Here is a 12,093-nt window from a genome sequence, read left to right as displayed (position 1 = left end):
TCTCTTCCGCGCCCTTTTTATGTTGAATGCCGCCGTACACTTTCGCTGAAACTGCGTGCCCAGCCCCTCACCCTAGCCCTCTCCCCGCATTGCGGGGAGAGGGAATTTGACAGTGCTCGATAACGACCTCCTCTCTAAGAGGCATGTTGTCTTGCTCCGTCGTCCCCTCTCCCCGTCCCAACGGGGAGAGGGCTAGGGTAAGGGGCAAGCACAAGGACAGACATCTGCCCGCAGGCCCAACCGATGAAACAATAACGAGACCACGCCCATGAGCCGCGATGCCCTGAAGACCCTGTTCCATCCCTTTGCCTCCGGCACTGTCGACGCACCCGGCGAGGGCGAGCGGATCCTGTTTCTCGGCGCCGAGGCGGGCTTTGCGCTGCCGGAGGGATTTGCTGCCGAGCTTTCGGCCGTCCAAGGCTTCCGCCCCTTCTATCGCCAGCTGCAGGCGCAACGCATCAACGTGACGCCGGAGATCGAGGGTGAAGGCTACGACGGCGCCCTGGTGCTCTGCGGCAAGCACAAGGGCGAGAACGAGGATCATATCGCCGAAGCGCTGGCACGCGTTAAGGAAGGCGGCCTCATCGTCGTTGCCGGCGGCAAGGAAGACGGCATTCAGCCGCTGCGCAAGCGCGTCGAGGCCTTCGGGCTCGAAATCGAGCACATGCCCAAATATCATGGCGTGGCCTTCTGGTTTGCGCGTCCTGCCGATATCAAGCTGTTGACGGCGCAGCTCTCGAAGCCGGCGACACTGGTCGACGACAGCTTCACCACGGCGCCCGGCATGTTTTCCCATGACCGTGTCGATGCCGGCTCCGAACTGCTCGCCTCGCGCCTCCCGACCGATTTTGCCGGCGATGCCGCCGATTTCGGCGCCGGCTGGGGCTATCTCTCGGTCGAGCTCGCAACGAAATCACCGAGGATCGAGCGCATCGACCTCTACGAGGCCCATTACGGCGCTCTGGAGGCCGCACGCGCCAATCTGCTCTCGCACTGCCCGAAGGTCGCCCAGCGCTTCTTCTGGCACGATCTGGCAAGCGAGCCGGTCAAGGACAAATACGACCTGATCATCATGAACCCGCCCTTCCACGAGGGCCACGCCGCCGAGCCTTCGCTCGGCCAGGCGATGATCAAGACAGCCGCCTCGGCGCTGCGTGGCGGCGGGCGGCTGATGCTGGTCGCCAATCGCGGCCTGCCCTACGAGCCGGTGCTGGCGGAACACTTCAAGGAGTTCGGCGAGACCTGCCGCAATGCCCGCTATAAGGTGCTTTGGGCAAAGAAGTAAGGAAGGATGGCGGTCAGATGGCCGCCTTTCTTTTATGGATCAGGCTTCGTCGGCGCGACGTGCGCGGGGCATCAGATGATCCCGCAGGAGCAGGAAGTTCCTTTCGACGAGAAACCAGAGCGTCGCCGCCACGATGAAGCAGGTGGCCAGATAGATGACGAAGCCTGACAGCCCCTGAAGATTGTCCTTGCCGAACACCATCTGGTCGAGATGGTAGATGCCCTTATGGGTGAGGTAGAGGCTGTAGGAGAGCGTCGCGACGCCTGATATGGCTGGAAGGTGCCAGCGCCCGATCCTTGGCTGCAGGTCCAGCAACGCGCCGAGAATAAACGCCACGCCCGCCGAGAACAACGGAAAGCCGACGACCGCACCTGCAAGAGGCTGAAACACCAGCGGCAGATTGGCTTCGGCGAGCGGCCCGCGGACGGAAAAGATCACGAGCGCCGCCATCACGAGCGTGCCGCCGATAGCGAGCGCGATGTGGGGCGGCATGTACCGTTCCCACAGCAACGGCTTGAACAGCCGGATCGCCGCCAGAACGACGCCGAAGGTCAGTCCGTCCAACCGGTTATATGTCGGGTAGTAGACGTCCCTGAGATAGACGGCGAAGGCCTCCCTGTAGATTTGCATTTCGGCAATCGGGCCGACATTGCTCTGCCAGAGCGCAAACCTCAGGCCGATGCCGACGATCACGATCGTTGCGACCAGAAGGGCGACGAGACCGGCCGTCGCTCGCCGCTTGAGCAGGACGACGAGAACCGGCAGAACGAGATAGAAATGCTCCTCGACGCTCAACGACCAGGCTTCGGTGAATGCGCTGCCCAAACGAGGGTCAAGCCCGAAATTGACCGTGAAGGTCAGGAACCGCCAGGCAGGCTGCATCGTTGGCGCATCGCGCAGGGACGGGAAGAATGTATAGACGGCAAGCACGAGCAGAAAAGCCGGCAATATACGGAACGCCCGGCGCAGATAGAAGGCCTTGAAGTCGACGGCGCGGCGGCGCGCGGCTTCCGCCATCAACTGAGTTCCGATGAGATAGCCGCTGAGCACAAAGAAGATGTCGACGCCGATCCAGCCGTAGGGCCTGATGCCGGCGAGCGGCAGCGGTGTCGCTTCCACCGGCAGATGCACGAGCATGACGAGGAGAATGGCAAGCGCCCGCAATAGATCCGGTCCCAATGTCCTTGGGGTGGCGGCGGCTTCGAGCGGTGCCGCCTCGTCCGGTGGATCGAGCGGCTTGGAACTGGCAACAGTTATGGTGTTCACGGCTGGGGTTCCCGTAAATGGCTGGTGAATACCGATGGACATGCAGGAAATACTGTTGATTGCCTGCCTTGTATCGGAATTCCGGCCAGCCGTAACGGGCCATCCCCGGCAAGATAGAATTAACCTAAAATTTTCGTAAAATCTTATTGAATGGCGGTTAACGCGCCCGATTCGGCGCTCTTGCGGCCCATTCGCGGCTCAGCACGGCATAGACACATTCGTCGCCCCATATGCCATTGAAGCGATCGCTTTCGATCAAAAGGGCCTCGCGGCGCAGACCGAGGCGTTCAACAACCCCAATGGATCCGGCATTTTTCGCATCCAGCCGTGCAAAGATCCTGCGAAAGCCGAATTTTTCAAAACTGAGGGTAATCATGGCTTCCGCCGCCTCGGTAGCATAGCCCTTTCTGGCATAGGCTGGGTTGGAGGTATAGCCGAGCTCGGCCTGAAGTGCGGCCTTATTTGCGAATGTCAGGCTGACGTCACCCACCAAAGCACCATCCTCCCGCCGAATGACAGCGCAGCGCAGAGTATCCCCATCTTCGGAGAAAGGGGAGTTCAGGCTGGTATCGAAACGCTCCCTCATCTCTTCGGGCGAGGGAGGATCGCGGTAAAGAAAGCGATAGATTTCCGGCAGGGAGCGATAGGCGCTGTAGGCGACAAAATCCTCAGGCACAAAGCGGCGGAGGACGAGGCGATCAGTCGATGCCAAAAGTTCTGCGTCGTTAGACGTCATCGGGAATCCTCTGGAAGGATATCCGGAAATTCGATCCTCCCGGCAAAACCGGGAGGACACGACTGAGATCGGGAGCTTATTCCGTATCCGCGCTCGACAGCGTTTCCAAGGTCGGCATAGAGGTGATGTTGTAGCCGGCATCGACGAAGTGGATTTCGCCGGTCACGCCGGCCGAAAGATCCGACAGGAGATAGAGCGACGACGAGCCGACCTGGTCGATGGTGACGGACTTGCGCAGCGGCGCGTTGCGTTGGTTCCACGAGAGAATGGCGCGGGCATCGGAAATGCCGGCCCCGGCAAGCGTACGGATCGGGCCGGCGGAGACGGCGTTGACGCGAATGCCGCGCGGGCCGTAGTCCGCCGCGAGATAGCGGACGGAAGCCTCGAGGGCCGCCTTGGCGACGCCCATGACGTTGTAGTTCGGGATCACGCGCGTCGAACCGTTATAGGTCAGCGTCAGCATGCTGCCGCCTTCCGTCATCAGTTCGGCGGCACGCTTGGCGACCTCGGTGAAAGAGAAGCAGGAAATCACCATGGTGCGGGTGAAATTCTCCCGCGTGGTATCGGCATAAAGCCCCTTCAGCTCGTTCTTGTCGGAAAAGCCGATGGCGTGGACGATGAAATCCAGCTTGCCCCAGCGTTCCCTGATCGCCGAGAAGGTGGCATCGACCGAAGCGAGATCCTCGACATCGCACGGCAGGATGAAATCCGAGCCGACTTCGGCCGCCAGCGGCTTGACACGCTTGCCGAGAGCTTCGCCCTGAAAGGTGAAAGCCAGTTCCGCGCCTTCGGCTGCCAGCGCCTTTGAAATACCCCAGGCAATCGAATGATTGTTTGCGACGCCCATGATGAGGCCGCGCTTACCCTGCATAATTCCCGTCATTGCCTTATCCGTTGTAGCGCTGGAATACGAGCGTGGCGTTGGTGCCGCCGAAGCCGAAAGAGTTCGAAAGAGCGATATCGAACTTGGCATTGTCGATACGCTTGCGCACGACCGGCACGCCTTCGAATTCCGGATCGAGTTCGGTGATATGGGCGCTTTCGCCGATGAAGCGCTCCTGCATCATCAGGATCGAATAGATCGATTCCTGCACGCCCGCCGCGCCGAGCGAATGGCCCGTCAGCGACTTGGTTGACTGGACTGGCGGGATCTTGTCGCCGAAGACTTCGCGAATCGCGCCGATTTCCTTGCTGTCGCCCACCGGCGTCGAGGTGCCGTGGGTGTTGATGTAGTCGATATCGCCCTTCACCGTGGCGAGCGCCTGGCGCATGCAGCGCACGGCACCTTCGCCCGACGGTGCAACCATGTCATAGCCATCGGAGGTGGCGCCGTAGCCGACGATTTCGGCATAGATCTTGGCGCCGCGAGCCTTGGCATGCTCCAGCTCCTCCAGAACCAGCACGCCGGCGCCGCCGGCGATGACGAAGCCGTCACGCTTGGCGTCATAGGCGCGCGAGGCGGTTTCAGGATGGTTTTCGTTGAAGTCGGAGGACATGGCGCCCATGGCGTCGAAGAGGTTCGACATGGTCCAGTCGAGATCCTCGTGACCGCCGGCGAACATGACGTCCTGCTTGCCCCATTGGATCATTTCGGCGGCATTGCCGATGCAGTGCGCCGAGGTCGAGCAGGCGGACGAGATGGAGTAGTTGACGCCGTGGATCTTGAACCAGGTCGCAAGCGTTGCCGAGGCGGTCGACGACATCGACTTCGGCACCGCGAAGGGGCCGATGCGCTTCGGGCTGTTGTTCTTGCGGGTGATGTCGGCCGCCTCGATCAGCGTGCGGGTCGAGGGGCCGCCAGAGCCCATGATGATGCCGGTGCGCTCGTTGGTGATATCGCCTTCCTCGAGGCCGCTGTCGGCGATCGCCTGCTTCATGGCGACGTGGTTCCACGCACCGCCCTGCGACAGGAAGCGCATGGCGCGGCGATCCACCAGGTCGGTCGTATCGATCTTCGGTGCGCCCCAGACCTGGCACTTGAAGCCATGCTCGGCGAAATCAGGAGAGAAGGAAATGCCGGATTTGGCGTCGCGCAGCGAGGCGGTCACTTCTTGAGCATTGTTTCCAATCGAAGAGACAATACCCAGACCCGTAACAACTACCCGTCTCATGTCGATGACCTTTTCTAAAACATCTGTCTTTGTGGAGGCGGCGATGCCGCGGTTCAGGCAACCTTGTCCTTGGACAGGCCCACGCGCAGGTCCGTCGCCTGATAGATGGTCTCGCCATCGGCCTTCAGCCAGCCGTCGGCGGTGCCAAGGACGAGGCGGCCGCGCATGACGCGCTTGAAGTCGATGCCGTATTCGAGAAGCTTCGTGTCCGGACGAACCATGCCCTTGAACTTCACTTCGCCTGTCGAAAGCGCCATGCCGCGACCGGGCTCGCCTAGCCAGCCGAGGAAGAAGCCGGTCAGCTGCCACATGCCGTCGAGGCCGAGGCAGCCCGGCATGATCGGGTTACCGGCAAAATGGCAGGGAAAGTACCAATCATCGGGGCGCACGTCGTATTCGGCGCGGATATAGCCTTTGTCGAAGGCCCCGCCCGTTTCGGAAATATCTGTAATGCGATGGACCATCAGCATCGGCGGCAGGGGAAGCTGTGCATTGCCCGGGCCGAACAGCTCGCCGCGGCCACAGGACAGGATTTCCTCATAATTGAAGCTGGATTGTCTCGTCGTCATAAAAATTCCGTTTCCCCCGCATGAATGCCGATGGATGTGAAGCTTTAGTGCAAGATGGACAGAAAATGAAGCGAAAGCATTGGACGCTCATTCATCCGTTCGATCGAAGGCACTAGCCATTATGTGGTGGTCGCATACAGGAACGCCAGAGCCGCTACCAGAGCCAAATGCGGCAAAAGCCCGTTTTTTGCGGCTTTTGAGCACCTTCCCACCCCACGGAAACTATTGAAAGCAATCAAGGCAAAAGTTATATGGCTTAGTAAAGAATTATAGAGATCAGGAATCTGGAGTCCCTGGATGGCAGAACATGCCGAAATCGCGATCGAAACCAGGCTGCGTAATGTGGGCCTAAGGCCGACTAGGCAGCGGATCGCACTGGGAGACCTCCTTTTCGCCAAGGGTGACCGCCATCTGACCGTGGAAGAGCTTCACGAGGAAGCCGTTGCCGCCGGCGTTCCGGTTTCGCTTGCCACCGTCTACAACACGCTGCATCAATTTACCGAAGCCGGCATGATCCGCGTGCTCGCCGTCGAAAGCACCAAGACCTATTTCGACACCAATGTCTCCGATCACCATCACTTTTTCGTGGAAGGCCACAACGAGGTGCTGGATATTCCGATCAGTAACCTGACGATCGACAATCTGCCCGAGCCGCCGCAGGGCATGGAAATCGCCCATGTCGACGTGGTGATCCGCCTGCGCCGCAAGCGATAACAGTAGGCAGTAGGCAGTAGGCAGTAGGCAGTAGGCAGTAGGCAGTAGGCAGTAGGCAGTAGGCAGTAGAATTGTCTTCCAGACTTCCACTATTGCCTACTGCCTAATTCCTATTGCCTCCCACTCCCCACTACATCACATCGTCCGGATGCCGGCCTGGCTTATGGTGATAGGTCGGAAAGGTCCAGCCGAACCAGAGCGCGCCGCCGCGCACCGCAAAGGCCGCAATCACGCCCAGCCCCGCGGAGGCATAAAGCGGCAGCATCGTCGCATTGGCGGCGGTGAAGACGCCGGCGCCGACGAGCGAAGCGGTCACATAGATTTCCGGACGCAGCAGCACCGAAGGTTCGTTTGCCAATAGATCACGTAAAATGCCGCCGAAGGTCGCCGTCAGCGCACCGGTGACGATGGCGACGGTGGGCGAACCCGTCGCCGCCATGCCCTTGGCTGCCCCCATCACGCAATAGGCCGACAGCCCCACCGCATCGAGCCAGATGAGCAGCCGATAGCGCGATTCGAAGAGATGCGCGGTGAAGAAGACCAGGACGCCGACCACGGCGCAGATGATGATATAGGTCGGGTTCAGCACCCAGAAGACCGGCACGCGGCCGAGGACGATATCGCGCAGCGTGCCGCCGCCGATGCCGGTGACGGCCGCCAGGAACAGGAAGCCGATCAGATCGAGCTGCTTGCGCGAGGCCGCGAGCGCGCCGGTTGCGGCAAAAAGGGCGACGCCGGCATAATCAAGAAATGAGAGAAGCGACATCGAAAACTCCAGCGGAACGCCCGCGATTTTTCCGAAATGAATCACGACGGCAAGGGCCGCGCAAGCAGGCGCGTGCAAAGATGTCGCAGCGGCTGCGGCTGTTATCGCGACCGTAACGGCGCTTCGAAAAGGAATCCCCCGTGAAATCCCTGCTGATCGTAATCCTCAACCTCTTCGCTCTCGTGGTCATGCCCGCCGTGGCGGAGGCGCAGCAATCGATCCTGCAGGACCCCGTGGCCTTCGAAAAGGACCACTTCACCAAGAGCTGCGACGGCCAGGTGGGCTTCGGCGACAAATTCGCCACCCAGCAGGACATCAACAACGACAAGCTGATGGATATCGTCATCAATGAAGGCGAGATCACCTGCAAGGGCGAAAAGGGACCCTACTGCACGGACGAAGGCTGCCCTTACAATTTCTATGTCCAGGTGGCCGAAGGCGGTTACCTGATGATCGCCACGGCGAAGATCTACGGCTATGATTTCATCCAGCGCTTCGGCAATATGGTTCTGGTGATGAAGATGCATCCGCGCTTCTGCGACCGCAAGGACGGCGAGGTGGTCTGCGAAATCACCGTCAGGGTGCGCGGCACCAAATTCGTCACGATCTCGAAGAAATAAGCAATTTCAACAAAGGACGGACCGTTTGTTACGGCCCAGACAGGTGGTTACGGTCCGGACACGTCGTACGGTCCGGGGTAGAGTGCTGAGGTGCGGCCGGCGGCGTAGTAGCCGACCAGACCGACCCATTCACGCAATCCGGTCGCCAGCAGTTGCGCATTGCGCGAGGGCTGTGTGAAATCGAAGCCGAGGCTTTCCTTGCCGGTGCTGCGATAGTCGACCGGCCAGGGCGCGACATTGATGCCCTGCTTGCGGAAAAGGCCCATCGAGCGCGGCATGTGGAAGCCCGAAGTGATGAGCAGGCAATCCGAAAGACCGTTCTGCACCAGCAGCTCCTTCGTATTGACGGCATTCTCGAAGGTGGTGCGCGAGGTCTTGTCCTCGACCATACGGCTTGTCGGAATGCCGAGCGCGGTGAAGAAGCGCTCGGAAATCACGGCATCGCCCTCATAGGTGCCACCGATCGAGCCGTCGCCGCCCGAGATCACGATGCGCGCCTGCGGGTATTTCTGCGCGAGACGCAGCGCTTCAATCAGGCGATCGCCGGCCGAATCGAGTTCGTAGCCGCCTCGGACCGTCGTCACCTCGTTCTGCGTGGCGCCGCCGAGAACGATCATGCATTTGAGATCGGCGGGATCGGCGGCAGGATGCGGAAAGCGCTCTTCGAGCGTTTGAACGACATAAGCGCCGGCCGTCGTATAAAGCGAGACAAACAGGATCAGCGCCGACAGAAACGCCGAGGTGATGACGGTTGCTCGCCAGCGCAGCAGTGCGGCGATGAATGCCAACAGGACAAACAAGAAGGCCAGCGACAGCGGCTGACCGAAGATCCAGACAAGTTTCGAAAAAACGAACACGGCACATCCTTACGCTTGTCGGCAAAACGATTCGCTTTACTCCCTAGCAGATTTTTGTGCACTGCAATGTGGCTATTTCGCCCTCCGTGCCAGCGGCGGCGACGCCGCGAAGCGCTGATTGAAGCGACGCTGCAGCGGACGGGGGATGAAAAGCGTCGACAGCGCCAGGACAAGCGCGACCATCGACACCAGCCAGAGCGCGTGTGCGCCAAAGGCGCGGGCGAGGAGAGCTCCGATAATGGCGCCTGAGATCATGCCGCTCCAGGGCACGATCTGCACCGTCCAGAGAAAATCCCGATCCCCCAGCAGGAAACGGCCAAGACCACGCCCGAAGCGCGACAGCGCCCCGGTAACATAGGTGAGGCCGATCGGCAGGCCTTCGATATGCTCGACCGTGGCATTGACCATGCCCATGGCAAGAACCACCAGATAGAACTGCACCAGAACCAGCGACGGCTCCGCAAAGCCCGCGGCAGCGGCCAGAAGGACGCTGACGCAGGCAAGCACCACGAAAGCCCGCCGATCCGCCGCATGGGCGACGACGATCCCGAGCGCGTTGCCGATGATGAATGTCAGGATGGCCGAGAACAGCACAGCCGCATGGCCGAACTCGCCCATTCCGAGGGCAATCGCCGCCCGTGTCGTATTGCCGGTCATGAAGGACACGAAATTCCCCGTCAGCATCAAGCCGACGGCATCGGTCATCCCAGCCAGAAAGGCGATCGAGGCAACGAGCAGAAACCCCGTCACGGTACGGCGGGTCTTGATAAGACGACGGCGGCGCTGTCTGGTCATGGGCGATTCGGGGTGGGTTACGAGGATTGGAGGTTAGCATGAAGTTGGGGGGATGCGGAGGATTATAGCGCCGGTTTGCAACGGAGGGCGTCTCTCCAAAGCGCAGTTACAATCTCTTCCTGGCAAAGGCGCGACCCGATCCGGATTTGAGATATTTTTCAAATGCGAACGCCTGCGCCTCATCGGAAAAGCCGATGTAGGTTTTGACCGACCACGGCGCATACTTCGATGTATGAGGCACTTCTCTGGCATTGTGCTTCGCCAGGCGAGCTTTCAAGTCTCCAGTCACGCCGATATAGTAACGATCAGGAAAATCATGGCTTTGAAGGATATAGACGTACTTCATGCACCGCATGATAGCTAATAGCAACGTTGACACAACCGATACATTATCGACCAGTTGTACAAAACTATCTTCCAGTTTAGTTCATTGAGTCCGCTTGGAGAAAGTCCGCTTTCGTTACTGCGTAACTTCAGCGCGACAGCCTTCGTCTACTGGCTTGCCGAGCCGAAGCTCGGAGAGCGAAGGCTGGTGGAGCTAAGCGGGATCGAACCGCTGACCTCTTGCATGCCATGCAAGCGCTCTCCCAGCTGAGCTATAGCCCCATCAAGATGGTGCCGTTTTACCGGCCCTGGGTCCCTTCCGAGCGCTTCGCCCGTCGGGGTGGCGGCTTATTACTTGTGGTTTTCACAGATAGCAAGCCGAAAAATTCGGCCCGGGAAATTTTTTCTTTCACCGGGCCGATCGTCTTTCAGATCAGACGTCGTCTTCGTCGCCGGTGACGCCGATGATGTCGCTCATGTCGTCATCGTCTTCATCTTCGTCGGCTTCGAGGAAGGTATCGTCGTCATCGTCGCCGATTTCGACATCGTCATCGCCGATATCCGGAATGTCGTCGCCGCTTGCAGCCTCGTCGGCATCTTCGAGCGATACCAGTTCGACTTCCGTGTTTTCGGTATCGACTTCGGCCACTTCGTCCTCTTCCGGAACTTCCTTGGAAGCGGAGGTTTCTTCGAAGAAGGACAAGGGCCAGGACTTGCCGGTATAGGGCGAGACCACCGGATCCCGGTTCAGGTCATAGAACTTCTTGCCGGTATCGGGGTCGGTACGTTTTGTTCCAAGTTCCGCTTTCGCCACTGTCAAAGCCTCATGAATGGCCGAATGAAAATTCGGCAATGCCGGGGAAGCCGGCGTTTTAAGGGAAATATCAGCCGGTCCCCTTAATCGTTGCGGCCGTTTCTGTCAAAGCTAAAGTTCACGCCGCTTTGCGTAGGGTTTTAGTATAGTGGTCGGCGGGCCTTTACCAAAGGGCTCTACGAAGCGGGAGGCCGTCGAGGAGATGCTCACCTGGAAAATGCAATGGCCCAGGCACGCCGAGGCCCAGGCGCACTGAGCCGTAGACCGTGGAAGGAGCGCTGCCGGAATTCATCGCAGCCCAGATGAAAGGCATCGTCGGCATCGAAATCGAGATCGAGACGATTGACGGCAAATGGAAGGTGAGCCAGAACCGGCCGCTGGCAGACCGACAGGGCCTTGCCGAAGGCCTTTCGGCGATCGATCGCACGGCGGCGGCGGAAATGGCCGAACTGGTGCGTCGCTACAGCAAACAATGAGAGACCGGCTAGGGACGGAAAAGACATGATCATCGCCATCGACGGACCAGCGGCCGCCGGCAAGGGAACTCTGGCACGCCGGATCGCCGAAGCCTATGGCTATCATCATCTCGACACCGGCCTCACCTATCGCGCCACGGCCAAAGCGCTGCTCGATGCCGGACTTCCGCTCGACGACGAAGCGATTGCCGAAGGCATGGCGCGCAAGGTCGATCTCGCCGGGCTCGACCGGGCCGTTTTGTCCCGACATGAGATCGGCGAGGCCGCCTCAAAGATCGCCGTCATGCCGGCCGTGCGCCGGGCGCTGGTCGAGGCGCAGCGCCGTTTTGCCGAAAAGACGCCCGGCGCCGTGCTCGACGGCCGCGATATCGGCACCGTCGTCTGCCCGGGCGCACCGGTAAAACTCTATGTGACGGCCTCGGCCGAAGTGCGGGCGAAGCGGCGCTACGAAGAAATCGTCGAAGCCGGCGGCAGCGCCGATTACGACGCCATTTTCGAGGATGTGAAACGGCGCGACGAGCGCGATATGGGACGCACCGACAGCCCTTTGAAACCAGCTGAAGACGCGCACTTGCTAGATACCTCAGAAATGAGTATAGAAGCGGCGTTTCAGACGGCGAAATCGATCATCGACGCCGCTCTAAGCCGAAATGCCTGAAAATATGAGCGGCTTTCGCGCGCCTCGCGCCGGAAACCGCCGATTTCAAGATAGCCTGACATTCCGTCCAAGCGCCGGATAGCTTCCCGAAGGGAGGCGGAC

Annotated in this window: 14 protein-coding genes, 1 tRNA gene and 1 pseudogene; 5 read left to right on the top strand and 11 right to left on the bottom strand. The window is 60.0% G+C overall.

All coding sequences use genetic code 11. The features are described from left to right. Positions 1–268 precede the first annotated feature (268 nt). Positions 269–1,285: a class I SAM-dependent methyltransferase gene (locus tag RTCIAT899_RS00560; RefSeq protein WP_015338269.1), complete on the top strand. Its 1,017-nt coding sequence runs from the start codon at positions 269–271 to the stop codon at positions 1,283–1,285. A gap of 39 nt (positions 1,286–1,324) precedes the next feature. Here the strand turns inward: RTCIAT899_RS00560 and RTCIAT899_RS00555 are convergent, their stop codons facing one another. The 5 genes from RTCIAT899_RS00555 to fabA form a co-directional block, all read right to left on the bottom strand. After that, positions 1,325–2,551: an acyltransferase family protein gene (locus RTCIAT899_RS00555; RefSeq protein WP_015338268.1), complete on the bottom strand. Its 1,227-nt coding sequence runs from the start codon at positions 2,549–2,551 to the stop codon at positions 1,325–1,327. A 157-nt stretch (positions 2,552–2,708) separates the two neighbouring features. Beyond that, complete coding sequence (locus RTCIAT899_RS00550; RefSeq protein ID WP_015338267.1) at positions 2,709–3,287, bottom strand: GNAT family N-acetyltransferase; 579 nt, start codon at positions 3,285–3,287, stop codon at positions 2,709–2,711. 76 nt (positions 3,288–3,363) lie between these two features. Next, complete coding sequence (gene fabI, locus RTCIAT899_RS00545) at positions 3,364–4,170, bottom strand: enoyl-ACP reductase FabI (protein ID WP_015338266.1); 807 nt, start codon at positions 4,168–4,170, stop codon at positions 3,364–3,366. Between the two features lie 4 nt (positions 4,171–4,174). Continuing rightward, a complete protein-coding gene (gene fabB, locus RTCIAT899_RS00540; RefSeq protein ID WP_015338265.1) occupies positions 4,175–5,398 on the bottom strand; it encodes a beta-ketoacyl-ACP synthase I in 1,224 nt (407 codons plus the stop codon). A 53-nt stretch (positions 5,399–5,451) separates the two neighbouring features. After that, entirely contained in the window at positions 5,452–5,967 is a 516-nt protein-coding gene (fabA, locus tag RTCIAT899_RS00535; RefSeq protein ID WP_015338264.1) for a 3-hydroxyacyl-[acyl-carrier-protein] dehydratase FabA, read from the bottom strand. 297 nt (positions 5,968–6,264) lie between these two features. On the opposite strand from fabA, the gene irrA reads away from it, so the two are divergent. After that, positions 6,265–6,681, top strand: a complete 417-nt coding sequence (irrA, locus tag RTCIAT899_RS00530) for an iron response transcriptional regulator IrrA (protein ID WP_015338263.1) — start codon at positions 6,265–6,267, stop codon at positions 6,679–6,681. A gap of 130 nt (positions 6,682–6,811) precedes the next feature. Here irrA and RTCIAT899_RS00525 read toward each other — a convergent pair whose 3' ends face one another. After that, positions 6,812–7,447: a trimeric intracellular cation channel family protein gene (locus tag RTCIAT899_RS00525; protein WP_041677753.1), complete on the bottom strand. Its 636-nt coding sequence runs from the start codon at positions 7,445–7,447 to the stop codon at positions 6,812–6,814. Positions 7,448–7,587: 140 nt separating this feature from the next. Between RTCIAT899_RS00525 and RTCIAT899_RS00520 the strand changes: the two genes are divergently transcribed. After that, on the top strand, positions 7,588–8,067 hold the full coding sequence (locus RTCIAT899_RS00520) for a hypothetical protein (protein WP_015338261.1): 480 nt from the start codon (positions 7,588–7,590) through the stop codon (positions 8,065–8,067). 47 nt (positions 8,068–8,114) lie between these two features. On the opposite strand, the gene RTCIAT899_RS00515 is transcribed toward RTCIAT899_RS00520, so the two are convergent. The 5 genes from RTCIAT899_RS00515 to RTCIAT899_RS00495 all read right to left on the bottom strand — a co-directional run bounded on the left by RTCIAT899_RS00515 (position 8,115) and on the right by RTCIAT899_RS00495 (position 10,857). Next, complete coding sequence (locus tag RTCIAT899_RS00515) at positions 8,115–8,924, bottom strand: YdcF family protein (protein ID WP_015338260.1); 810 nt, start codon at positions 8,922–8,924, stop codon at positions 8,115–8,117. 72 nt (positions 8,925–8,996) lie between these two features. Further along, entirely contained in the window at positions 8,997–9,719 is a 723-nt protein-coding gene (locus RTCIAT899_RS00510; RefSeq protein ID WP_015338259.1) for a YoaK family protein, read from the bottom strand. Positions 9,720–9,825: 106 nt separating this feature from the next. Continuing rightward, positions 9,826–10,065, bottom strand: coding sequence for a GIY-YIG nuclease family protein (locus RTCIAT899_RS00505; protein WP_015338258.1), 240 nt, complete (start codon positions 10,063–10,065; stop codon positions 9,826–9,828). 184 nt (positions 10,066–10,249) lie between these two features. Continuing rightward, positions 10,250–10,325: transfer RNA gene (locus RTCIAT899_RS00500), tRNA-Ala, on the bottom strand. Between the two features lie 151 nt (positions 10,326–10,476). Next, a complete protein-coding gene (locus RTCIAT899_RS00495; protein WP_015338257.1) occupies positions 10,477–10,857 on the bottom strand; it encodes a TIGR02300 family protein in 381 nt (126 codons plus the stop codon). A 266-nt stretch (positions 10,858–11,123) separates the two neighbouring features. Between RTCIAT899_RS00495 and RTCIAT899_RS00490 the strand changes: the two are divergent. Further along, positions 11,124–11,333 (top strand): annotated as a pseudogene (locus tag RTCIAT899_RS00490) (FMN-binding negative transcriptional regulator); the annotation flags it as partial. 25 nt (positions 11,334–11,358) lie between these two features. Continuing rightward, positions 11,359–11,991: a (d)CMP kinase gene (cmk, locus tag RTCIAT899_RS00485; RefSeq protein ID WP_015338255.1), complete on the top strand. Its 633-nt coding sequence runs from the start codon at positions 11,359–11,361 to the stop codon at positions 11,989–11,991. The last annotated feature ends 102 nt before the right edge of the window (positions 11,992–12,093 follow it).

The sequence above is a fragment of the Rhizobium tropici CIAT 899 genome, assembly GCF_000330885.1.
Classification (GTDB): Bacteria; Pseudomonadota; Alphaproteobacteria; order Rhizobiales; family Rhizobiaceae; genus Rhizobium; species Rhizobium tropici.
The sequence above is the reverse complement of the archived record's forward strand: the minus strand, read 5'-3'. Positions and strand labels throughout refer to the sequence as shown.

Bases quoted from the DNA above. Each gene is read 5' to 3' on its own strand.
- RTCIAT899_RS00510 (WP_015338259.1), bottom strand. From the start codon at position 9,719: ATGACCAGACAGCGCCGCCGTCGTCTTATCAAGACCCGCCGTACCGTG.
- fabB (WP_015338265.1), bottom strand. From the start codon at position 5,398: ATGAGACGGGTAGTTGTTACGGGTCTGGGTATTGTCTCTTCGATTGGA.
- RTCIAT899_RS00505 (WP_015338258.1), bottom strand. From the start codon at position 10,065: ATGAAGTACGTCTATATCCTTCAAAGCCATGATTTTCCTGATCGTTAC.
- RTCIAT899_RS00525 (WP_041677753.1), bottom strand. From the start codon at position 7,447: ATGTCGCTTCTCTCATTTCTTGATTATGCCGGCGTCGCCCTTTTTGCC.
- fabA (WP_015338264.1), bottom strand. From the start codon at position 5,967: ATGACGACGAGACAATCCAGCTTCAATTATGAGGAAATCCTGTCCTGT.
- RTCIAT899_RS00550 (WP_015338267.1), bottom strand. From the start codon at position 3,287: ATGACGTCTAACGACGCAGAACTTTTGGCATCGACTGATCGCCTCGTC.
- cmk (WP_015338255.1), top strand. From the start codon at position 11,359: ATGATCATCGCCATCGACGGACCAGCGGCCGCCGGCAAGGGAACTCTG.
- RTCIAT899_RS00560 (WP_015338269.1), top strand. From the start codon at position 269: ATGAGCCGCGATGCCCTGAAGACCCTGTTCCATCCCTTTGCCTCCGGC.
- irrA (WP_015338263.1), top strand. From the start codon at position 6,265: ATGGCAGAACATGCCGAAATCGCGATCGAAACCAGGCTGCGTAATGTG.
- fabI (WP_015338266.1), bottom strand. From the start codon at position 4,170: ATGACGGGAATTATGCAGGGTAAGCGCGGCCTCATCATGGGCGTCGCA.